The sequence below is a fragment of the Pontibacter qinzhouensis genome, from assembly GCF_008017455.1.
In the GTDB taxonomy this organism is placed as follows: domain Bacteria; phylum Bacteroidota; class Bacteroidia; order Cytophagales; family Hymenobacteraceae; genus Pontibacter; species Pontibacter qinzhouensis.
In genome coordinates, this window is sequence record NZ_VRTY01000100.1 from 1 (window position 1) to 22,971 (window position 22,971).

Sequence of the window (22,971 nt, forward strand, 5' to 3'; positions counted from 1 at the left end):
CTTCGAATACGGCACGCAGGCGAGGCTCCTGCAGGTTCTTGAGCCGGAAAGCCAGCGGGTCCATGTTCACCAGCTGTGCCAGGTCATCCATCTGCGATTCCAGCACAAAAATATTTGCAGTAGAAGCAAGCCCACGGTAAGAGCCTTGTTTTAGCGGTGAGTCTACGGGGTGGTATTGTATCTGCTGGTTTGGTACGGTATAAGGTGTTTCTATACCAGCCGGACCGGAGTTGTAGTTATGGAACTCCCAGGCAGTAAGTGTTCCATCCGCTTTTACGCCACTGCTTACCTCTATTACGCCAGCCGGACGGAAATAGGCCCAAGTAAACTCTTCTTCACGTGTCCAGGTCAGTTTTACGGGTTTTTGGGCAGCTTTGGCAAGCCTTGCAGCTTCGTGGGCAGCCTCACCAGAATGTTTACCTCCGTAGGCCGAACCAGTATCGGGCATAATGACCCGTACATTTTCCTTATCTATACCGAAATCCTTCGCCAGATCGTCCTGCACACCAAATGGGCGTTGTGTACCAGTCCAGACGGTTAGTTTGCCGTTTTCCCAATGTGCCAGCGCAGCTCGTGGCTCCATTGGCGCATGGGCAATATAGTCGATGTTATAAGTTGATGTAAGCGTTTTGGCAGCGGCTGCCATTCCTTCTGCTATGCTTCCTTTTTCAGAGCTTCCTCTGCCACCAGATCGTGGTGTGGAGGCATTTTTCTTCAGGTAGTCAAAAATCTCGGCGCGCGATGGCTGCGGCTTTGTTTCCCAGGCAGGTTGTAGTGCGGCGATGGCTTTTGCGGCGGTGGCACGATCAGGGGCAGCAACACCCACAAAATTACCATCCTGCACAACTACCACACCCGGTATAGCCTTCGCGGCAGCAAGATCTACAGCCCCTAAAGTGGCTCCATAAGCGGGTGCACGCAAAATTTTACCTTGTAACATGCCAGGTATTTTCATATCCGACACATAGGTATGCTTACCTGTAATTATCTCGCGTCCGTTCACTTTAGGAACCGATGTGCCGGCAATTTTCCATTGTTCGGTTGGCGTTAAAGCAGCATCTTCAACCACTGCTTCCAATAGTTCTTTGCCTTTGGTCAGCTGTCCGAAACTCAGGCTGTTATTATTTTTTGTGTTGATGATTTTCCCATCTGCTATCCGCAGGGAGCTTTTGTCAGTTTTCCACTCCGCTGCTGCCAGGCCCAGTAGCATGGTACGGGCTGTAGCTGCTGCTTTACGGAGTTGAGGCCCCATGCTGGGCGTGCTACGGCTGCCAAAGGTACCGGCATCATAAGGCACCAGGTCTGTGTCGCCCATTACCATTTTAATAGAACTTACGGGCACACGCAGCTCCTCTGCCACCACCTGCGCCAGCGAAGTCCGGATGTTCTGGCCTACCTCTACTTTGCCTGTGTATACTGTTATAATATCGTCTTCACTGATGTGCAGCCACCCTCCTATTTGTTTGGAGGTAGCTTTCTGGGCAAGAGCGCTCGTCGGGGTATCTGAGAGTAGTGCGAAAGCATCCTGCAACACAAAACTCACGGCAATGCCACCACCCAATAACTTCAGAAAGTGTCGCCTGCTTTGTTTAAAACCGGCTTTTTGCTCTGTTTCCGGCTCCTGCTGCCCAAGTGAGGTTACTTTTTCTTCGTTCATGCTATTATTCTCCTTATGCCTTTGCTGCTTCCTGAATAGCCCTGACAATGCGTGGATAAGTGCCGCAACGACATATGTTACCGTTCATGGCTCCAATAATCTGCTCTTCGGTTGGGTTGGCATTGTGCTGCAGCAGCCCCACCGCCGACATGATCATGCCCGGTGCGCAATAGCCACACTGAAAAACATCTACCTTCAGAAAAGCCTCCTGTACCGGGTGCAGTTGCCCGTTCTTCTCCAGCCCCTCTATGGTGGTAATCTGCTTGTTCTGCACTCCTTTTACAGGTACCCGGCAAGAGCGCACCGCTACACCATCCAGTAGCACCGTGCAGGCCCCACACTGCCCTTCGCCACAACCGTACTTACTGCCAGTCAGGTCTAATTCATCGCGCAACACCTGCAGCAGGCTGGTATCAGACGCAGACCAGACAGTTCGTTTTACACCGTTTATGTGAAGCTCCATTATTTTCAGATTAGGGTGAATGTACTTAAACTTAAAAAAATCTACCCGTAATGGCAAGTTAAAGCAGCAGTTATATGCCAACTGAAGCGTGTACAGGTAGTTACCCGAAAGTTAGGTTGTGCTTGGTCAATTTCTGGGTGGGAAACCAATTATTCTAATGAAAATGGCCTTCCGGAGGCAAAAAAGATATTAGATGCTAGATTATAGATGGTAGACTTTTTATTAGTTAAGAGTTATGAGTTGAGAATTTTTCATTCATCCTTTCATTCCCTCAATCAAAATTTCTTCATCTTCACATTTTCAAATCTTCACATCTCCAAATCAACCATTTAGCCATTAAACAATTTAACAATCAGCAACTAACATCCAGCAATCAAATTATTTGAATGAAAATGGCCTTTAGCCAGCGCTTTTATTGCCAGCCTCCTCCCAAAGCCCGGTAAAGTTCTACACGGGAATTCAGCTGCATCTGCCGCAAAGCCACCAGGCTCAGTTCGCTGTCCAGGGCGCTTGCCTGCGCGGTAATTACTTCCAGGTATGAGGCATAAACACTCTTGAACAAAAGATTGGCATTTTTTACGCCGAGCTGCGATGTTTCCACCCGCCTCAGACCAATCTGGTATTCTTCATTCAGCTTTTCCAGTGTAATCAAGGCATTGGTTACTTCATTAACCGCATCCAGCACACGCTGCTGAAAGGCAATTTCGGCTCTGTCCCTATCCAGCTTCGCCACGTCATACCTCGTTTTTAAAGTTCTTCTCAGGAAAACGGGCTGTGTAAGCCCACCTATAATTCCTCCGAATAAAGCTCCCGGAAGATTTACCCAGTTTTGCGGAAGCATCGCGTTAACGCCACCAGCTGCGTCTATTGTTAGCGTCGGATACCGGTACGACTGTGCCACACCCACCTGCGCATTTACTGCTCGCAGTTCGAGCTCCGCCGCCCGAACATCGGGCCTATGGCTCACCATGGCGAGTGGAACACCTGCTGAAACAGAATCTTCTATAAGGTAATCGTTTAGTCTAGAATGGCGGGGAATAGGGCCAGGCATCCTGCCGGTCAGCAACCGCAACATGTTTTCCTGATTCGTGAAGCATTACCTTGCATTTGCCAACACTTAAAAAATTATTCTGACTTAGTTCTTTTAAGCGGCGTTTTACGACAGCAAGCCATTTCTGTTTCGTTATCCTTTTAGTATGCAGGTAATCACCAACTAAAACTTCTTAATGCACCTGCTTTATTCAGTTTTATAACCCTACACGTAGCACGATAAAACATTTCTACAATTAAAGTTTTAACATCAAATTACTTTTTACTATATACAAAATAGTGCCATTTATCACAACCATACATAAAAAGCGGATTAAAAAGGATTTATTCAAAATATCATATTTTGCTAATTGTGAAAACAAGGCATAGCTTGTGGATCAGATTTTACAAAGTGTAGAAATTATTCTACATGTTTGTTTTTGCAACTTGTAGATTAACGCATCTGATTCTTAGAGCTTTTTACGGTCGGGCTTAAAAACAGGAAAGCCGCCCAAACAGATGTTCAGCGGCTTATTTTTAACAATAAATCAAAGTCTAGATACTCGAATGGTTAAATGGTTAATTTGAAGAGGAAAAAATTTGAAGATTCGGATATTATTGATGATTGAATTATTGAAAAATCCTCAACTCATAACTTTTAACTCTTAACTAATAAAAAGTCTAATATCTATAATCTAGCATCTAATATCTTTTTTGCCTTCGGAAGGCCATTTTCATTAGAATAATTGACTACCTGTTCAGGACCTGCTCTTTCATCACATGAAGCCTGTTATTGTGCACTCCTTTTGCCAGTGCGGTCTACTATATGAAATAACTCCGGGCTAAATTCTTTTTCTTTCAGCCCCTGCTCGTCGTGCCATTTGCAGTTATAGCAGCCAGATTTGGTTTTGTAATCGATGGTCATGGTTGGCCCACCTGTCATTAACTGCACGGCATCGCCGGTTTTGTACTCGTAAATACTCATTTCTATGTGTTCAAACTATTTTGAGATAACCGTGTTTACAGCTAACTTATTTTCGCCCAGCACCATGCCAGATCGTTGTTCTGTATAGGCGTCTTTTCCTAATTTTTTAAGGAGACGGTAATGCGACTTAAGCGCCGAAAAAAAGGAAGGATTCTCCAGATAAGGCAGATCATGCTCTGCTGCTACTTTCTTCACAATACCCGAAATTGCCGGGTAGTGGATATGGCAGATCTTCGGAAACAAGTGGTGTTCAATCTGCCTGTTAAGGCCACCACAGAAAAAGCTGGCAATTTTGCTGTTCGGAGAAAAATTGGCCGTGGTCAGCATCTGGTGCACAGCCCAGGCTTCTTCCAGGTTGCCGTCGGGGTTAGGTTGCGGAAAGGCCGTGCCCTCCACCACATGCGCCAGCTGAAACACAAGCCCTAAAACCAGGCCTTCTACAAAGTGCATCCACAGAAAACCGATTACAAACTGCCACCAGGTAATATCGAGCACCAGCAGCGGCAGCACAATAAACAACCCGTAGTAAACCGCTTTAAAAAAGAACAGGTTAAAATATTCTTTTCTCGGATGATTAATGGTAGGGTGCTGGCCTATCTTTTTCTGAAAGAACTTTAAAAAATCTTTGCGGAGCACCCACGAGAGCGAAGCCAGACCATAGAGCAAAAACGCGTAATAATGCTGAAACCGCTGCACCTTATTTACTTTCTCCTCTTCCGAAATCCGGACCAGGCCAGGTGCAATTTCAATGTCTTCGTCGTGGCCCGGTATGTTCGTGTACGAGTGGTGCACCACGTTATGCGAAATGCTCCACACATAGGGGTTAGCACCTATAAAGTTAAACAGCAGGCTAAAGGCCTTGTTAACTTTTTTGTTGTTAGAGAAAGAGCCATGAATAGCATCGTGGCAAATGTTAAACCCGATAAAGGCACTAAAAGCCCCTAACAATGCGGCCATACCGGCCATAGCCCAAATGCCGAACTGGTTCGACATAAGCAGCAGGTAAAGCAGAACAAAACCTGCCAGAAAAAACATCGACTTAAACCACATGGCCTTGTTGGCATGCTTCGGAAGTTCGTTATCTTTAAAATATGATTCTACTCTAAGGCGTGCAGTGGCAAAAAAAGCAGATTGATTGGTGTTGGTAAATTTCAATTTTTGTGACATAGGTGTTAGTTAGGCGTAACAGCGTGTGCCATAACGCTATAGATGCAGGTAATTACTTTACAGAACTGAGCAAATCAGTTATTTACAGCTCAATTCTTATTTGTAAAGCCTTAATGAGGTTGAAGAAGTGAAGGAGGTCTGATGAAGACGGTTCAGAACTTACAAGAACAAGTTCCGGCCAGAAATTGCTTTAGACAAAGCTACACATTATTTAACTTATATACTTAACGGTAATTCAGCACAATAGATTTCATTCCTGCCATAAAAGTATAAAGTAGCTCCTGCACCCTGGCAACCCTTGGCATGTTTTAGTCCTTACAAGCTTCTGGAGGCTATTTTCATTAGAATAATTTATAGAACATGAAGCACTAGAACACGAGCTCATAATATTAATAAGTTTCTATATAATTTCTTTACTGTATAAAAAAAGTGATATTGCTATATTTCAGCTACTGTAGCACCGCCTTCTCCATCGCTGATTCAGAGAGTCAATATCTCGGTTGGGTGGTTTTAGGTCCGGCTTTAACAAGATAAGGTTGCTGTTGTAAGCAGAAATGCTGACTTTTATGGTTTTGGTAAATGAAGCAACTTCTCCTTACATATAGTTTCCTGCTTTTGCTGTTACTGGCTTCTGCCCTGTTGCCTGCCGTTGCGCAGCACGAAGGGTTTCTGTACGGCGAAGTGCTTTTAACGAACAATGAGCGACACAAAGGGCAAATACTCTGGAGTGCCGGCCAAACCATGTGGGTAGACCTGCTCACCGCCGAGAAAAAAGATAATCCTGTGCTCAAGTACCTCAACAACGAGCAGCTCGAAAAACTCAGCATAGAAGAAACGCAGAAGAAGATGGACTGGGGCTTTATGAACCTCTGGAAAAACCAGTACCCATCGCGCAAACATACCTTTCGGGCTAGGTTCGGCGACATTGCCAGCATTAGTGTTACCGGAGGCGAAGAGGCTGTAGTAGTGTTTAAGAATGGTGAGAAATTCAACATCTTTATAAACGATGATCCGGAGTACAAAAACCAACTTGGCAAGAATATCCGGCTTTACAACGCGAGTAAAGAGAAAGTGACCATTGCCTGGGATAAAATTGCGCAGATCAGGTTTGTAGCCACTCCCTCAGAATTACCCCATTTAACTACACTACCGCTTTACGGCACCATTTCTACCCGGAGCGGCTCCTCCTACACCGGCCTCCTGCAATGGGATAAAGACGAGGCGCTAACCACAAACTTTGTAGATGGAAAAGACGAAGAGAACCAGAAAATAAAAATCCGTTTCAGAGATGTGAAGTCGATACGGCCTAAAAACGAAGGGGCACTCTTAACCCTAACCTCTGGCAAAGAAGTGTTTATGCAGGGCACCAGCAACGTGAGCCGGAGCAACCAGGGCCTGGTGGTGCGGCACCCCGACTGGGGCCAGGTCATTATCAGGTGGCGGGATTTTAAGGAGGCAAGCTTTGCACCTTACCCCGAAAACGAGAATTTTGGCTATGATGCGTTTCAGAAACCTCGCTCCTTAAAAGGCAGCATTTTTACGACCGATAATAAAACCTGGCGCGGCACCTTTGTATTCGACCTCGACGAGCGCCTGGACCTGGAGACGCTCGATGGCTGGGACAAAGCCGGTGCCTTGCGCATGGTGCCTTTCCGGTTTGTGAAGCAAATAACCCCGATTAGCAGCAAACAGACGCAAGTGCTGCTCCGGAACGGCGAAAAACTGATTTTAGGCGATCGTAGCGATGTGAACGAAACAAACTGGGGACTGCTCGTGTACCCGCAACAGGGCGAATACAAATACATTCCGTGGAACATTGTAAACCGAATTGTTCTTTATTAAGGCTTCATGAAAAAATCATTTTCTGCCCTTACGCCTAAAAGCGGCTTTCAGACGGGAGTTGTGTGGGGAGCTGTGCTTGCCCTGGTGCTGCTGCTCGTGGTGGCTACGCTGGTGGAGGGGCTGGAGTATATGGCGGCCCTGCTCTGGATTGTGGTGGTGCTGGCGCTCCTTTGGGTGGGCAACCGCTTTCTACACACAAAACTCGACAAGGCCTACCCCTGGACACGGCAACCGCTCAGGCGATTTTTTGTGCAATTGCTTGGCAGCGTGTTGTACTCACTGGCTTGTATTAACGCTGCTTATTTTCTGCTGAAGACCCTCCTGCTGGGCATGGCCCCGGTGCTAGAGCAGGTGCTGGTGCTGAACCTTTACGGGCTGTTGTTTATTATTCCGGTGTTCTCGCTCAACTTTGGGCTGTACTTTATGGCCCGATGGAAAGAGGCTTTTATCCAGACCGAGAAACTGCGGGAAGAGAACCTGCGCACACAGTTCGAGTCGCTGAAAACACATATCGACCCTCATTTCCTGTTTAACAACCTGAACGTGCTCTCCTCGCTCATCGACAAAGATCCGCAGGACGCGCACCAGTTTCTGGATAAGTTCTCGGATGTATACCGTTATGTACTGCAGCACCGCGACGAGGAACTGGTGGAGCTGGAAACAGAGCTGAACTTTATACATGCCTACTCTTTTCTGTTCCAGCGGCGACTGAACAAGCAACTTAGCATATCGGTGCCTGCACCGCCTGCCGGCAAGTCGTATTACCTGCCTCCCCTGTCGGTGCAGATGCTCGTAGAAAATGCTATTAAACATAATAAAGCAACTGTAAAAAACCCCTTGGCCATAAACATTTACCTGGAGGAGCAGGATTGGCTGGTGGTGCGCAACACATACCAACCCAAGCACCGCGAACCTTCTACTATGCCAAAAATAGGTTTAGATAATATAAAGAAGAGGTTTGCATACTTTTCGGACAGGCCGGTAAGCGTGCAGCAGGACGAGCAGCATTTTACAGTGAAGCTTCCGTTGCTGCTCTGGGACGATCTGGAGAAATAGGCGCTATACCGAAAATTGTATTCTGATGCTCCGTGCTATCCTCTATTATTTAATCTGACTAAGTGCAGGAAAGTAAAATACATTGGGTATACCCTTGGCAACATGTTGATGAAATATCTTCTGGAGGCTCATTTTATTCAAATAATTTGTTAACTAACAAGCTAAGGTACAGGAGCAATGGTACAGAACAGAAAGCTTAACCCCTAGAATCTGAACAAAATGAACGTAGTGATACTTGAGGACGAGTCGTTGGCAGCAGAGAAGCTCGCTAAAATGCTGCTGACCTACGACAGCCAGATTACAGTAACAGCAACCTTAACATCTGTAGAGGAAGCTGTGGAGTGGCTGCAGGCAAACCCCAGCCCCGACCTGCTGCTGGTAGATATACACCTGGACGATGGCCTGAGCTTTGAGATATTTCAGCAGGTAAAGTTACACTGTCCTGTTATTTTTACTACGGCCTACGACCAGTATGCTATCAGAGCGTTTCAGGTGCATAGCATCGATTACCTGCTCAAGCCACTGCAGTACGATAAGCTCGCGCAAAGCCTCGACAAGCTGAAGGCCCTGCAAGCCTCTTTTCAGGAAACTACGCCACAGCTTAACCTCGAAGAAGTGGTAAAGCTGCTGAAAGCTGACCAAACCACGTACAAAACCAGGTTTTTAGTAAAGGCCGGCAACCGGATAAGAGCTGTAAAAACAACCGAAATAGCCTATATTTACGCAGATCAAAAGCTAAACCTGCTGGTAACCCACGACGGCCATAAATACCCCCTCGACTACTCCCTCGACGACCTGAACCTGATGCTCGACCCGCAGTTTTTCTTCCGCGTAAACCGGCAGCTCATTACCCACATCGACTCAGCTGTAGAAATTCACCCCTATTTTAAAGGCAGGTTAAAACTCGAACTACAGCCCCCCCTCGACATGGACGTAATTATCAGTAGCGAGCGCACACCCTTATTTAAAGCGTGGCTCGATAAGTAAAACTTTTCATAAAGCAGAAAGGGTTCTCAGGCTGGCTAAACCTGCCAGACCCTTGGCGAAAATCTGGCAAAATCTCTTCGGAAGGCTGTTTTCATTCGAATAATTGCTGTTACGCATAAATTTACTTCAGATGAAAAGTCCCTATTTGTCGCTCATCTGATAGGAGAAATCAGCTTACATGGCGCTGGTGCGAGTTTGTAGCTCGTATAGGCACTTTCTCAAAGAATTGGAATATCCTGCCATTCCCCATACCGGAATGCCTGTGGCATGAAAGTTCGAGCTACAGGCTCGCACTAGCTAAAAATGGTGGGTCTTCATTGTTCCATACAAAATCAGCTTTAATGGGAGATAAAATACGGACTGCTTAACAGCAGTGAATAATTTGAGTTACTCGCTGATCTGCTGGCTTACCACAGCATCAGCTATAGCCAGAAGGTCAGAAACCAGAACATGAGCTACAGGAAATAGAGCCTAACACCTACTGATCCGACAGAAGTTAATCTGCACCAAAATGTTCTTCACCTTCAGCAAGCATATCTCCCGGTTCAGACAGCATTATGCCATGTTGATACACGAACCCTTATATAGGAATGTTTAGATGCTTAACTTTAAGAAAGTGATTATCTTCTAGCATTTCCCATTCCTATGGCTGCCACATCTTTTGCCGAACGTTTCTCCGGGCTTGTTCCCATTCAACTAAAAGGCCTTCTCCTGTCTATACTTTTGCTAATAATAGCCTTAAATGCCGCTGCACAGGGAGTGGTGGTGCAGGGTACGGTGCAAAGTGGCCAGGATTCACTTTCGCTGCCGGGTGCCAGCGTATTGCTTTACAAAGTTACCGAAAGCGGTACAGCGCCTACTCCTACTGCCACAGCCACCGATATAGACGGTAACTTCCGGTTTGAGCAAGTAGCAGCCGGAGCCTATACCCTTAAAATTAACTACATCGGTTTCAAGCTGTTTAGCCGAGCAGTTAAAGTGGCGCAACAACCGGTAAACCTGGGCCCGCTGAAGCTCCTCGAGGAGTCTACGACTATGCGAGAGGTAGAAGTAATCGGGCGGGTGGCGCTGGGGGAACAGATGGGCGATACCACACAGTTTAATGCAGCAGCCTTTAAAACAAACCCCAATGCCAGTGCAGAGGACCTGGTGCAGAAAATGCCTGGTATATCTATTGAAGACGGCAAAATACAGGCACAGGGCGAAGATGTAATGGAAATACTCGTGGATGGCAAACGCTTTTTCGAAGGTGATGTGGAAGCCGCCCTGCGCAACCTGCCTGCCGAAATAATCCAGAACATCCAGATATTCGATAAGAAAAGCGACCAGGCCGAGTTCAGTGGCTTTGATGATGGCAACCGCGCCAAAACCATTAACATTGTAACGAAACCAGATCGCAGAAAAGGTTCTTTCGGGCAGGCATCGGCTGGTATAGGCACCGATAACCGGCACATGCTCGGGACCAGCGTTAATTTTTTTGATAACGACAGGCGCATAACCGTAACGGGTGTCAGGAACAACATCAACATGGCCGATTACTCGATCGGCGAAACTCCAGGAGGCGGCATGCGGGGCAGGAGCGGCGATGCCAACGGCCTTATTACCACCAGCAGGCTGGGAGTTAACTTTAGCGACGAATGGGCCGATAAAGTGGAGCTAAGCGGTAACTATACCATCAATCACAGGGAGGTGGACCAGGCACAGCTGCTGCGTCAGAATTTCATGATTGCCAGCGACTCGGGGCGCGTGTATACCGAGAACAGCAACAGCCAGAACGAGCAACTCAACCAGCGCTTCAGAATGCGGATGAAGTACCAGATGGACGAGAACAACGAGATTCTTTTTAAACCCAGATTTACCCTGAATAAAGGTAACGCTACATCTTACTTCCTGGGCAACACCTTTAACAACCAGGGCCCCATAAACCAAACCGAGAACAACGTCAATTCGGAGAGCAACAGTCTGAACCTGGAGAGCGACATACACTACCGGCATCGCTTTAAAAAACAGGGCCGCACCTTTGGCACCAGCCTCAACAACCAGTACAACTCCAGCAGAGGCGACAACTACCGAATTGCCGATAACATTTTTTATGCCGGTGAGCAGCAGCGGACAGAGCAGCTAAACCAGTTCCGCGACAACCGTGGCACTGGCTACTCCTGGGAGGCCAGCTTTTCGTTTACAGAACCTGTTGGCGACAGCGCCCGCATGCAGCTGGAATACCAGGTTAGCAACCGCTCCGACGACTCCGAAAGGCTAACCTACAACCTGGCCGAGATAACCGGCGACTATACGCTGCTGGACACCCTGTTCAGCAACTCGTTCAGGAGCGATTACCTGACGCAGGAGGTGGAGTTGGGCTACCAGTATAACACCAAAAAGCTCCGGTTTCAGGTAGAGACGGAGTATCAGCGGGCCGACTTGCAGAACGACCAGCGCTTTCCGGAGCCTTACAACATGGAGCGCACGTTCCATAGCGTGCTGCCGTCGGCGGAGCTGGATTACCGCTTCAGCAAAACAAAAAACATACGCATCGATTACCGCACCAACACCAGCGCCCCCGCCCTGAGCCAGTTGCAAAACGTAATAGACCAATCGAACCCCCTGCACCTGCGCATGGGCAACCCAAACCTGCGTCAGTCTTACCAGAACCGTATTTCGATGCGGTACAGTAACTTCGATGAGCAGACAAATAAAGTATTTTATATGGGCGTGCGAGGCTCTGTTACAAACAACATTATAACGAACAGCACCACGGTTGCCGAAGCTCCCATCAGGTTAAGCGAGGATGTTGTGCTGGAGCAGGGGTCACAGCTTACGCGGCCGGTAAACCTGCAGGAAGCCAACTGGGACCTGAGAACGTATTTCAACTATGGCTTTCCGGTGAACATTATTTCTTCTAAGTTGAGCTTTAACGGTGCAGTAGGCCACACGCGCAGGCCGGGCATGGTAAACGAAAATATCAACATCTCGAATGCCACCAATTTCAGGCTGGGGGTTTCGGTGAGCAGCAACATCAGCGAGGAAATAGATTTTAACATCTCCACACGCTCTAATTATAATTTGGTCTTGAACACGCTCCTGCCCGACCGCAACAACAACTACTTTAACCAAAGCACCAGCGCCCGCCTTAACTGGATTTTTCTGAAGGGGTTTGTGTACCGCACCGAGCTGAACCACCAGGCAAACGCCGGGCTGGCAGCAGGCTACGACAACAATTTTACCCTCTGGAACATGAGCATCAGCAAAAAACTTTTTGATCGTGAACAAGGCGAGATAAGCCTGAGCGTAAATGATGCCCTCAACCAAAACAACAACATCAGGCGCAATGTTACGGAGTTGTATGTAGAGGACGTACAGGCAAACATTCTGCAGCGCTACTTTATGCTCACCTTCACTTACAGCCTCCGCCATTTTGCCGGCAGGTAGTAGCTCCGCTTTCCTTGCTTTAAAAGCATAACATACTGGTATAAAATTTTAGACCTAATTATTCTAATAAATACCGCCTTCCAAAGAAAAAACTGCAATAATTATCCAAGGGTAAGGCAATCGGCCCTAAACAAAAAATGGCCTTCCGGCTGCTAAAAAGCTTACGGAAGGCCATTTTAATTACAATAATTTAAGTTGTGCAGTAGCTATGCGAACATAAACTATATAACCCGTATACAGGGCTTTTGGATCTCGCCCACAAGATCCCTTCTATATGACAGAAAGTATGGCAGTAAAAGTAGAGACAATTAACTATTTACTGCCGCACAACTTTGTTAGCCTAAATTGAAACAGAATCTGTTAACAGTTTAACAAGCCTTTACGCATCATCCTCTCTTTTAAAATACAGTTTAAACACCGTTCCTTTTCCTTCTTCGCTTTCTACTTCTATGCTACCGCCGGCATTATCGATCATTCGTTTTACGATGTAAAGGCCCATGCCGGTACCGTCTACATGCGAGTGGAATCGCTTGAATAAGGTGAACATTTTAGTAAGATTATCTTCACTGATTCCTAAACCGTTGTCTTTTACGGTTAGGAGCACGTGCCCATCCACATGTTCGGTTTTAAGGAATATTTCTGGTTTACGATCCGGTGAGCTGTACTTTACGGCGTTACTTACCAGGTTGTACAAAATACTGTACATGTTCTTCCTGGAGAAGTTTATTTTAGAGGCTTTTTCGATATCGATGTGTAGCCTGGCCTGTTCTTTATCGAGCAGGTCATTAACTGTCAGCTTTACGTTCGCGATCACCTCCACCAGGTCTACTATCTCTGCCTCCCCGTCTACGTCGCGCTGCACCTTGGCAATATCGGTGAGGTCTTTAATCACGTTTTTAAAGCGCGTGATCGAGTCTTTTATCATGTCGAAGAGTGGCTGCGTTGGCTCGCCCGGTAGTGGCCCTGCCTCCTCCATCTGCTCTTCCAGCAGCAACAGCAACCCTTCTATGTTGGCCACAGGTGCTTTCAGGTCATGCGATGCCGTGTACACAAAGGTATCGAGGTCATCGTTTACTTTCAGCAGGTGCTCGTTTGTGTCTTCGAGCTGCTCCTGCGTTGCCTTCAGGTCCGAGAGATCTATAAAGGAACCCAGCACCCGGTATGGCACCTGGTACTCGTTGTGCCGGATGTAAGCCCGGTTCGACACATAGGCATACGAGCCATCAGCGCGCGCAATACGGTACTCAGCGGCCCATTGATCTTTGCCATTGTTAATGGCACTGTTCAGGCCCTTCAGCATCTTGTCCTTGTCATCGGGATGCACCTTCTCGAGCCAGCCGTTAATGCCCTGTGCCATTTCTTTTACTTTGTAGCCCAGCACGGTCGCCAGGCTTTCGCTCCACCAGAGGTCGTTGGTAACCAGGTTCCAGTCCCAGACCACATCGTTTGTAGCCATAGATACCAGCCTGAAACGCTCTTCGCTGGCGGCAAGCTCCTGGGTACGCTCGGCAACACGCTTCTCCAGTTCGTTGTTTAGTTTAATCAGGTTTTCTTCGGCTTTCTTAAGCTCGTCGTAGGCCAGCAGAATTTTATCTTCGCTGTTCTTTTTGCCCGTTATGTCGGCCATGGTAACAGTAAGGCCATCGCCCATTTTCACGGCCGCAATCTCGTACCAGACCTTTTTGTTTTTAACCTCCAGCACCTGCTCGGTATGCAGCGGTTTGCCCGTTTCTACTACATGGCAGTATTTGCGGAACAAACCGCTTTTCTGCAGGAACGACAACTCGGTCAGCACACTCTGGTCCTGCAGCTGATGGATCGATTTGCCAACAAATTCTTCTGCCTGCTTGTTGAGGAGGTTCCAGGAGAAATCGACGATCTCCTTTTTATCGTTGCGCACCGACTCAAAGGCCATAATGCTGTTAAGGGAAGAGTTCAGTACCCCCTGTACCACATTAGTAAGCGATTTCAGCGCGGTTACGTCTACAAAACTCAGCACAACGCCATCTCTGGTGCCATCGTGTTTGAGGTACGGAATAATCCGCATCAGAAAGCATTTGCCTTCTATGGTATCCTGTTCCTGTTCTAACTCTGCCGAGGTATTGTTTACATGGGTAATATCATCCAGCAGGTTAGCGTTTTTCAGCTTGTGCGACAGGTGGTGAATAGGTCTGCCTACATCGCTGTCGATGATGTTGATGATTTGCTTGACAGTAGGCGTAAACTTCCGGATGATGAGTTGATGATCGATAAAAAGCTGCCCGATATTGGAGCTCCTGATATAATTATCGAGGTCTTCGTTTAGCTCCTGCAACTCCTTTATTTTAAGCTGATGCTCGGAGTTAACCGTGTGCAGTTCCTCGTTCAGCGATTGCATCTCCTCGTTAGAACTCTGCAGCTCTTCATTCGACGACATCAGTTCCTCGTTGCTCGACTGCAGTTCCTCGTTGGCTGTGCTCAGGTCCTGTACCGTAAGTTGCAGGTTTTCCTGAGCCTCTTTCAGCTCCAATTCCATAATAGAAAGCTGCTTGTACAGGTCCTTGTCAGAAATAGCTTCGAGTTCAATGGCTCTTTCTGCAACTTTGTGCTCCTGGGTTGTTTGCCCTACTTCCTGCAAAATAATCAGGATAAGGTTCGGGAGGTTTTTTTCTGCTTCTATTGGCTTAATCGTCACCCGAACCTGTCTGCTCCGCTTGCCGCTTTTAATGGTTACCTGGCGGGCTACAATTTGTTGATTCTGCTTAATAGCTTTGCGTATGCCCACGCTTAAGGTTACTGCCAGCTCTTCGGGCACCATTTTAAGCAAGTTAAAGTGCAGCCGCTTTCCGGGGAACTTCAAAAACTGGTTTATATCGCCTATACCGTGCAGCAGTTGGTAATTCTGGTCAATATAAAGGCCGGTTACTTTCAGGTCTTCCGAAACGACATCAATAAAGAGTTCGTTGTACTGGTTCATCTGGGTGTTCCTGACACCAGTTTGTGTACCAGTTGCATATGCCGGTGAGTAGCCGGAGTTGCCATAAGCCGGTTTAACAAGATTGCCCTCCTTTACCTTCTGGAAAAGCTTCCATTTACGGTTTTCTTCCGTAAAATAGGTCTGCATTTCTCCAATATGCTCGCTAGGCCCCAGCATGAGGTAACCGTTCAGGTTCAGGGCATACGGAAAAATAGAAAGCACCTTTTTCTGCAGGTTTGCCGATAAGTAAATCAGCATGTTGCGGCAGGTAATCAGGTCGATCTTGCTAAATGGCGGGTCTTTCTGCAGATCGTGCTGCGCAAACACCACCAGTTTCCTGATGTCTTCAGAAACTACAAATTTGTTTCCTTTCTTAATGAAAAAGCGCTGCAGCCGCTCCTGCGATACATCTTTTGCAATAGAAGCCGGGTAAACGCCTTTCGATGCCTGCGAAATGGCTTGTGCGTCGATATCGGAAGCAAAGATTTTCACGTGCGGATCACGCCCCATTCTGCCAAAGCACTCCCTGAAGAGCATGGCCAAAGAGTAAGCTTCCTCTCCGGTACTACAAGCGGTTACCCATACCTTTATCTGCTCCTCTTCTGTTTTGGAAGCTACTATATTGGGAATAACATCTTCTTCCAGAATATCGAAAGCTTCGGGATCGCGGAAAAAGCGGGTTACGTTTATAAAGAACTCCTGGCACAACTGCTTTATCTCGGCTGGGTTCTGATGCAGGTACGTCAGGTAATCATCCAGTTCCTTTATCTTCAGGCCATCCATGCGTTTCCTGATTCTGCGGAAAATAGTGGCTTGCTTGTACTCCTTGAAATCGGTTTGCGTGTGTGTGCAAATCAGATCCAGGATCTCCTGCAGCACCGCTTCATCTTTTTCTTCGGCGGTGCGCTCTACCAATGATTTTACTAGGGGCACCTTGCGAGTATATTCTATAATTTCTTCAGGTATATGCTCCGGCGACAGCACAAAATCGCCTAAGCCAGCATCTATGGCGCTGCGTGGCATGCCATCGAACCTTGCCGAACCAGGGTCCTGCACTACCACCATGCCACCTGCCGCTTTTATAGCCTTGGCTCCTTTGGTGCCATCGGTACCGGTGCCCGACAGTATTACACCAATGGCATAACGGCCTCGGTCTTTAGCCAGCGACTCGTAAAATACATCGATGGCGAAGTTAGGTTCTTTTGTCCGGGTTTTGTCTGCCAGGCGTAGCCGGCCGCCTTTTAGTGTGAGTTGCTTACCGCTGGGCAGCACATACACACAATTAGGCTTGGTACGCATATTGTCTTCTGCCTCCTGCACCTGCATTTGGGTGTGCTTAGAGAGCAACTCCGCCATCAGACTTTTGTGGTCTGGCGAAAGGTGCTGAATAATGACAAAAGAAAAACTTGAGTTGTTCGGAAAATGATCGAACAACATATGGATTGCTTCCAACCCACCAGCCGAGGCGCCAATGCCAACCAGGTAATGGTCGGCAGGCTGCGTATTTTCTATCTGCTGAGAAGCTTTAGTTTTCATATAATTTTAAAATACCACCATGCTCCATCCAGTATTCATCTATCTGGTTTTAGATTGCAGCACTACTTTATATCGGAAAAACAACCTGAAACAAGCCTTAAAACTTATCCCGTATAATTTTACCAAGAACTGCACTTCTCAGGGTTTCAGCTACTTCCAACTCTTCCTGAAGCCATGGCAGCGAAGTATACTTTACTGTCTCCTGATAAGTTGCAAAAGAGTTTCTCGGGTGATACGACTTACCATCCGGCTCCATCTGTATGGCATTATTCGGGTCGCCTCCCCATTTTATAGTTTGAAGCACCTCGGTGCGGAAGCCCAGGATGTATTCTCCCTGCTCGGCATTTATGGGTAATGCAATAAGCCCACTGGCTACATCCTTATACTCTTTGCTTTGCACATACTCTTTTGGCAGGCTGGAACTGGCAAACAACTTATCGGTTTTGTTGCGCCGGAGCCACGACACCAGCTCCTTTATTTCGTGCAGGTTAGGCACTTGGCCATTTGTCCAGAGTCCGCCATCGTATATAACTGCCGTGCCTGTCAGGTTCAGCAAGTGTGCAATGTTGGGTTCGCCCAGCATCAGGCCATCTGCAAAGTTAGTGTTTGTATACAGGTCTTCCAGCAACAAGGCATGCACGCGCTGCAATTCGGCTTTTGTCATTATGGTCCGTTCCCGCTCTTTGCCCGCCAACTGTGCCGCCACAATATCAGAAAGCAACTCCAGTGCCGACCGAACTTCATAAGTAGGATGCTTGGCCGTTTTATGATGACAGGAAATAAGTCCCCAGAGTTTATTGTTTATAATGAGAGGCAGCGACATGGAAGCCGTAATTCCCAGATTTGTTAAATACTCGATGTGCACTGTGGCCACGCTACGCAGGTTACAGTCTGATAAGTCGGTAAACCGGTTTGTAACCGGGTTGATGATAGGAATGAGCCTGACAGGTTTATACGATTTGTCCGGGATAAGCCTGTACGGGTTCCTGAAATAGAGCTCTCGGGCTTGCCTGGGTACATCAGATGCCGGGAAACGCAGGTCCATGTAGTCATCCATGTCTTTTTCTTTGGCCTGGGCAATCACCACGCCGTTCCACTTCGGATCGAACTGGTACACGAGCACCCTGTCAAACCCTGAGAGCTTCTTCATCTCGTCAGCGGCAATTTGTGCCATTTCGAGGCTGGTACCAGCCTGCTTTAAAAGGGAGGTAATATATTTAATGTGCTGGTAAAAACCTTTAAAAGAAGTATCGCCTGAAGTGGGCTCATTTTGCTCCAGCTCCATCAGGATGTAGTCTGCGCCGGTGTGCACCAAAGCTGTTAGTGGCGTTTGGTCCTGTTCTCCTAAAAAAGTAAAACTGAAAGGCAAACGTTCATAAGAGTGTTTAGACCCTACTTTAGACACAAGATCCTGGTACTGCTCTGCTGGCAGATACTGCGCAAGCGGCTGATCTAATAGCTTTTCTGCTGCCACTCCTGTAAACCTGGCTGTATTATCGCTCGCCTGAATAATGCGGTGGTCGGCTTTATCGAGCACCAGTAACATACCGTGCGGTTGTATCAGGTTGACTAGGTGCAACGGAATGCTGCCGCAAAAATCAGAGTCGTAATTTTTATCGATAGGTACTTGATTCATAAAAGTGTTTGATTAGACAAAACCCGCGAAACGGCCCATAAAAGCATAATAAAAGCCGCTTAAACAGCAGTTAAGGGAATTCAGGAAATAATTTAGCAGAAAAATGAAAGCAAATAGAAGTATCAGTGCCTAAAATTCCGGCACTTTACCGACCCTGCTAAAGATCGTACAAAAGAGGAAGGAAGAGGTATTACGTAATGGATGCTGCATCATGGGGTATTCTGAAGGAAATGATCTAAATTAGTAACGCTAACTGCTTGAACAAATTTCTGGCCTTAGTGTTTAGGGAAAAAAGAACATTGCCAGCATTTTCAAATATACATTATTTTAGGGTTTCAGAACAAATAAGGCCGCTATATCCGGTAAATAGTGGCAATGCAGCCTTATTGCTTGGCAGCGTTACGTATAATTACCTTATCAGGAGTTGGAATAGCCTGCATCTTATAGAGTCAGAATTTGAAATTGCACTACATCTACTGAGGGGCACAAGTCGCAGGACAAAAGATTATTTCTATCCTGTAAAAATGGTGGAAATTTAAGTTGTGATTTCGATAAGTGAAGCTGTAGCTAACTACAATTTCAAATTGTAACGCAACAGGGCACTTTGGTACAATTTACTAAACTTACACTTGTAATCTAACTGAGCAAAACAGCTTCTCTCGCTATAGATCTTTCGGTACTACCCTTGTGTAGGCAATGCCCTTAAATAACGTCTTTTTAGGTCTAATTTAAAGCTATATATAATGAATAGCTGTTCTCTTTGCGGCCTCATTTACTAACAAACATTAATTAACTTTTTTCATCATTTTATTTAACTTTATATTTTAAATCCGTATATTGCTATTATCATTTCTATTCTTACTCAAAAAGATGAAAGGAGGTCGCTATGGGAACAGTCAGACATATTCTTCAAAAGAAAGGCCATGCCATTCTTACCATAGCCCCTACTGCGACTGTATTTAGTGCGCTCGAAATGATGGTAGAGCAAAATGTGGGGGCGCTGCTGGTAATGGAAGAAGCTAAATTTGCAGGCATTTTTACCGAAAGGGATTATGCCCGCAAAGTTATCTTAAAAGGAAAAGCTTCTAAAGAAACCCTTATCGGCGAAATAATGAGTGAGCATCCGGCTGTTGTTTCTCCCGATAACACAGTAGAGGAATGCATGCACCTCATGACTCAAAAATTTATCCGGCACTTACCTGTCCTGGAAAATAATAAGCTTGTCGGCCTTATTTCGATAGGCGACGTTGTAAAATACCTGATTGAGGAACAAAAATTCATTATTGAGAACCTTGAACACTATATTACAAGCCATTAAGCTTACCCTTGGTTAGAGCAGTTGGTCGGGCACAGTTACAGCACGTACCACTGCAATTATCAGAAATGAAGCATCAACAGATGCAGTACTTACCTAACAAAGAAGCCCAAAACGTGCCTGGCCTGCCTCATTGTTGCGCCAGTATATAAGTCGGAGCCAGGGCATTTCCCTTCCTCCACGGCACCACCTATGGCAGCCTGTAGTTGAAGAAACTACTGCTGCTGTTTACTGCGCTTTTTAGAACCATCACTATTTTTGAAGTCATGCCGCAGGGAGGCGGCCTGTATGACGACAGAAGCTGAAACTACTACCGTGCTCTGGCCCCTGCTGGTTTATGGCGCTATTGTATTTAGTCTGGCTATTTTTATTCTGGGGCTTTCGCACCTATTGGGTGGCCGCCGGAACGACCGTGCCAAAGGCGAGCCTTACGAAGGTGGTATTGTAAGCGAAGGATCTGCCCGCCTACGGTTTTCATCGCAGTTCTACCTGATCGGTATGCTTTTCGTAATCTTCGATGTCGAGACGGTGTTTATTTTCTCCTGGGCCATTGCGTTCAGGGAGTTGGGCTGGTATGGCTATGTGGGTGTGCTCGTGTTTATTGGCGTGCTGGTGGTCGTGCTCGTGTACGAGTGGCGAAACGGCGCGCTAGACTTTGGCCCCGATGGCCAGAAAATTCTAAAAGCCTACAAGCGCATGACCCAAAACCCTGACCCGGTATAAGCCCGAAAACCTTCTGAAGGCCATTTTCATTCAAATAATTTACGTGTTAGTTGTTGTTCGTTAAATAACTATATAATTCACTTGTTGATGTATAAAGGATAGACCTAATATTTTCAATTGGTTAAATTAATAAATCTATAACTTATTTTTAATAAATCCGCTCCTACACATCTTTGGCAGGTGCCTGCACCCACTTTACCTGCCATAAACCCTTAGTAGCAGCTTATGGAGTATGGTTAACAATGTTTGGCTGATAATCTTATCTCCAGATTAGTTAGAGAATCTGAATTATTTAAATGAAAACGGCCTCCAAAAGGCTTTTTATCAAAATACGGTCAAGGGTCTACTACCCTACCTACCTGCCTGGCAGGTAGGTACCAGAAGATGTTTGCCAGATAAAGACGCCACGTTTGCATGTTCCTCATGCTCTTCTCCTGCAACAGCAAAGCCATCATCAGCCGCTGGTAACATACTGTACACGTCTGTATCGATACAATTTTACTTACTTAATAAATAACTTATGAAGTGGTGGTTAACGAAACCAGACGACCCGGCAGCAACTATAAAAGGAACCGGATCTTATGAAGAGTCGGTGAAGCAAAGCATTATGCTCACCACCGTACAGGACCTGGTGGCCTGGGGTCGGAAAAATTCTATGTGGCCTTTCCACTTTGGTTTATCCTGCTGCTTTGTAGAAATGGCTACCAGCATGACCCCTAAATACGATGTGGCAAGATTCGGTGCCGAAGTAATTCGTGGTACCCCCCGCGAGGCCGATGTTATGATCATTGCCGGCACTGTCTTCATCAAAATGGCCCCTATCATAAAACGGCTGCACGAGCAGATGATGGAGCCGAAATGGGTGATCTCGATGGGTTCCTGCGCCAACTCTGGCGGCATGTTCGATATCTATAGTGTGGTGCAGGGCGTGGATAAATTTCTGCCGGTAGATGTGTATGTACCCGGCTGCCCGCCCCGCCCCGATGCCTTTATGGAAGGGCTGCTTTTGCTTGCCGACTCGGTGGGCAAAGAACGAAGACCCCTCAGCTGGACCATTGGAGAGCAAGGCATCATCAGGCCGGAGAAGGTGGACGTGAAAATAAGAAGGCAGGAAGCCCGCTCTAAAATGACGGATTTCCGGTCGCCAGACGAGGTTTAAGTTAATTGTTGATTGATAATTGTTAGTTGTTTATTGAAGTAATACTCAGCCTAAACCCTTAGCTAAAACCGAGTAAAAAAGCTTTGGAAGGGCATTTTCATTTGAATAATTACCATCAGGTATCTGCCTCGGCAATCTACCTAAAGTGGCACAAAGTCATTCAGTTCTTAAAATTGAATTCGATGGAAAACAACAGTGGCGTATTTGAGCAATTGCAGGCACGGTTTGGTGAAATCACGTTCAAACCTCAGTCAACAAAGGATGAGATCCTCACCATCTGGATGCCGCTTGCGAACATAAAAGAGGTGCTCTCCTACCTGAAAAAAGACCTTTCCTTCCCGCTCCTTTTCGACCTGACCGCCATAGACGAACGAACCCGCAAAAGAGACAACGGTTATACGCCTTACGCCTTTACCATTATTTACCACCTGCTGTCGTTTGAGCGGAACGCCTTTATCCGGCTAAAGGTGGGGCTTAAGGAAGATTTCCCGACTGTTCCCAGCATCAGCAGCCTCTGGGCCAACGCCAACTGGTATGAGCGCGAAGTATACGACATGTTCGGCATCCGGTTCGAAGGGCACCCGCACCTGTCGCGCATCCTGATGCCACGCACCTGGGTCGGCCATCCTCTCCGCAAGGAGCACCCGGCCCGTGCCACCGAAATGGGACCTTTCCAGCTCTACGACGACAAGATGGACCTGGAGCAATCGGCACTACAGTTTAAACCCGAAGAATGGGGATTGCAACGGCAAAGTCAGGATACGGACTTTATGTTCCTGAACATCGGTCCGCAGCACCCAGGCACACATGGCGTACTGCGTATTATCCTGCAGCTCGATGGAGAGGACATTGTAGATGCCATTCCCGAAATTGGCTTCCACCACCGGGGAGCCGAAAAAATGGGCGAGCGCCAGTCGTGGCACACCTACATCCCCTACACCGACCGGGTAGATTACCTGGGCGGCGTCATGAACAACCTGGCCTACCTGCTGGCCGTGGAGAAACTGGCTGGCATACAGGTGCCCGACCGG

General features: G+C 47.0%; 15 protein-coding genes. 8 read left to right on the forward strand and 7 right to left on the reverse strand.

What is annotated here, in order from left to right; all coding sequences use genetic code 11:
• The 5 genes from FVR03_RS19765 to FVR03_RS19785 form a co-directional block, all read right to left on the reverse strand.
• On the reverse strand, positions 1 to 1,657 hold a 1,657-nt coding region (locus tag FVR03_RS19765; protein WP_147923504.1), incomplete at its 3' end, for a xanthine dehydrogenase family protein molybdopterin-binding subunit.
• 13 nt (positions 1,658 to 1,670) lie between these two features.
• Positions 1,671 to 2,120 (reverse strand): (2Fe-2S)-binding protein, encoded by a 450-nt coding sequence (locus FVR03_RS19770; RefSeq protein WP_147923505.1) that lies wholly within the window; start codon positions 2,118 to 2,120, stop codon positions 1,671 to 1,673.
• A 412-nt stretch (positions 2,121 to 2,532) separates the two neighbouring features.
• Positions 2,533 to 3,195, reverse strand: coding sequence for a TolC family protein (locus FVR03_RS19775; protein WP_147923506.1), 663 nt, complete (start codon positions 3,193 to 3,195; stop codon positions 2,533 to 2,535).
• A gap of 744 nt (positions 3,196 to 3,939) precedes the next feature.
• On the reverse strand, positions 3,940 to 4,134 hold the full coding sequence (locus tag FVR03_RS19780) for a DUF2158 domain-containing protein (RefSeq protein WP_147923507.1): 195 nt from the start codon (positions 4,132 to 4,134) through the stop codon (positions 3,940 to 3,942).
• A 15-nt stretch (positions 4,135 to 4,149) separates the two neighbouring features.
• Positions 4,150 to 5,301, reverse strand: a complete 1,152-nt coding sequence (locus FVR03_RS19785) for a fatty acid desaturase family protein (protein WP_147923508.1) — start codon at positions 5,299 to 5,301, stop codon at positions 4,150 to 4,152.
• Between the two features lie 579 nt (positions 5,302 to 5,880).
• On the opposite strand from FVR03_RS19785, the gene FVR03_RS19790 reads away from it, so the two are divergent.
• The 4 genes from FVR03_RS19790 (at position 5,881) to FVR03_RS19805 (ending at position 12,615) form a co-directional block, all read left to right on the forward strand.
• On the forward strand, positions 5,881 to 7,143 hold the full coding sequence (locus FVR03_RS19790; protein WP_147923509.1) for a hypothetical protein: 1,263 nt from the start codon (positions 5,881 to 5,883) through the stop codon (positions 7,141 to 7,143).
• Positions 7,144 to 7,149: 6 nt separating this feature from the next.
• A complete protein-coding gene (locus FVR03_RS19795; RefSeq protein WP_147923510.1) occupies positions 7,150 to 8,199 on the forward strand; it encodes a sensor histidine kinase in 1,050 nt (349 codons plus the stop codon).
• 219 nt (positions 8,200 to 8,418) lie between these two features.
• Complete coding sequence (locus FVR03_RS19800; protein ID WP_147923511.1) at positions 8,419 to 9,186, forward strand: LytR/AlgR family response regulator transcription factor; 768 nt, start codon at positions 8,419 to 8,421, stop codon at positions 9,184 to 9,186.
• A 645-nt stretch (positions 9,187 to 9,831) separates the two neighbouring features.
• Complete coding sequence (locus FVR03_RS19805) at positions 9,832 to 12,615, forward strand: outer membrane beta-barrel protein (protein ID WP_147923512.1); 2,784 nt, start codon at positions 9,832 to 9,834, stop codon at positions 12,613 to 12,615.
• A gap of 379 nt (positions 12,616 to 12,994) precedes the next feature.
• On the opposite strand, the gene FVR03_RS19810 is transcribed toward FVR03_RS19805, so the two are convergent.
• Positions 12,995 to 17,107: a chemotaxis protein CheB gene (locus FVR03_RS19810; RefSeq protein WP_147923513.1), complete on the reverse strand. Its 4,113-nt coding sequence runs from the start codon at positions 17,105 to 17,107 to the stop codon at positions 12,995 to 12,997.
• A 97-nt stretch (positions 17,108 to 17,204) separates the two neighbouring features.
• Entirely contained in the window at positions 17,205 to 18,743 is a 1,539-nt protein-coding gene (locus FVR03_RS19815; RefSeq protein WP_147923514.1) for a GAF domain-containing protein, read from the reverse strand.
• An 886-nt stretch (positions 18,744 to 19,629) separates the two neighbouring features.
• On the opposite strand from FVR03_RS19815, the gene FVR03_RS19820 reads away from it, so the two are divergent.
• The 4 genes from FVR03_RS19820 to FVR03_RS19835 all read left to right on the forward strand — a co-directional run.
• Positions 19,630 to 20,061 carry a CBS domain-containing protein gene (locus FVR03_RS19820; RefSeq protein WP_147923515.1) on the forward strand — a complete coding sequence of 144 codons (432 nt, stop codon included), beginning with the start codon at positions 19,630 to 19,632 and terminating at the stop codon, positions 20,059 to 20,061.
• Between the two features lie 285 nt (positions 20,062 to 20,346).
• Entirely contained in the window at positions 20,347 to 20,781 is a 435-nt protein-coding gene (locus FVR03_RS19825; protein WP_147923516.1) for an NADH-quinone oxidoreductase subunit A, read from the forward strand.
• 520 nt (positions 20,782 to 21,301) lie between these two features.
• A complete protein-coding gene (locus FVR03_RS19830; RefSeq protein ID WP_147923517.1) occupies positions 21,302 to 21,940 on the forward strand; it encodes an NADH-quinone oxidoreductase subunit B in 639 nt (212 codons plus the stop codon).
• 182 nt (positions 21,941 to 22,122) lie between these two features.
• On the forward strand, positions 22,123 to 22,971 hold an 849-nt coding region (locus FVR03_RS19835), incomplete at its 3' end, for an NADH-quinone oxidoreductase subunit C (protein WP_187270231.1).

Bases quoted from the DNA above. Each gene is read 5' to 3' on its own strand.
- FVR03_RS19770 (WP_147923505.1), bottom strand. From the start codon at position 2,120: ATGGAGCTTCACATAAACGGTGTAAAACGAACTGTCTGGTCTGCGTCT.
- FVR03_RS19775 (WP_147923506.1), bottom strand. From the start codon at position 3,195: ATGTTGCGGTTGCTGACCGGCAGGATGCCTGGCCCTATTCCCCGCCAT.
- FVR03_RS19780 (WP_147923507.1), bottom strand. From the start codon at position 4,134: ATGAGTATTTACGAGTACAAAACCGGCGATGCCGTGCAGTTAATGACA.
- FVR03_RS19785 (WP_147923508.1), bottom strand. From the start codon at position 5,301: ATGTCACAAAAATTGAAATTTACCAACACCAATCAATCTGCTTTTTTT.
- FVR03_RS19790 (WP_147923509.1), top strand. From the start codon at position 5,881: ATGAAGCAACTTCTCCTTACATATAGTTTCCTGCTTTTGCTGTTACTG.
- FVR03_RS19795 (WP_147923510.1), top strand. From the start codon at position 7,150: ATGAAAAAATCATTTTCTGCCCTTACGCCTAAAAGCGGCTTTCAGACG.
- FVR03_RS19800 (WP_147923511.1), top strand. From the start codon at position 8,419: ATGAACGTAGTGATACTTGAGGACGAGTCGTTGGCAGCAGAGAAGCTC.
- FVR03_RS19805 (WP_147923512.1), top strand. From the start codon at position 9,832: ATGGCTGCCACATCTTTTGCCGAACGTTTCTCCGGGCTTGTTCCCATT.
- FVR03_RS19810 (WP_147923513.1), bottom strand. From the start codon at position 17,107: ATGAAAACTAAAGCTTCTCAGCAGATAGAAAATACGCAGCCTGCCGAC.
- FVR03_RS19815 (WP_147923514.1), bottom strand. From the start codon at position 18,743: ATGAATCAAGTACCTATCGATAAAAATTACGACTCTGATTTTTGCGGC.
- FVR03_RS19820 (WP_147923515.1), top strand. From the start codon at position 19,630: ATGGGAACAGTCAGACATATTCTTCAAAAGAAAGGCCATGCCATTCTT.
- FVR03_RS19825 (WP_147923516.1), top strand. From the start codon at position 20,347: ATGACGACAGAAGCTGAAACTACTACCGTGCTCTGGCCCCTGCTGGTT.
- FVR03_RS19830 (WP_147923517.1), top strand. From the start codon at position 21,302: ATGAAGTGGTGGTTAACGAAACCAGACGACCCGGCAGCAACTATAAAA.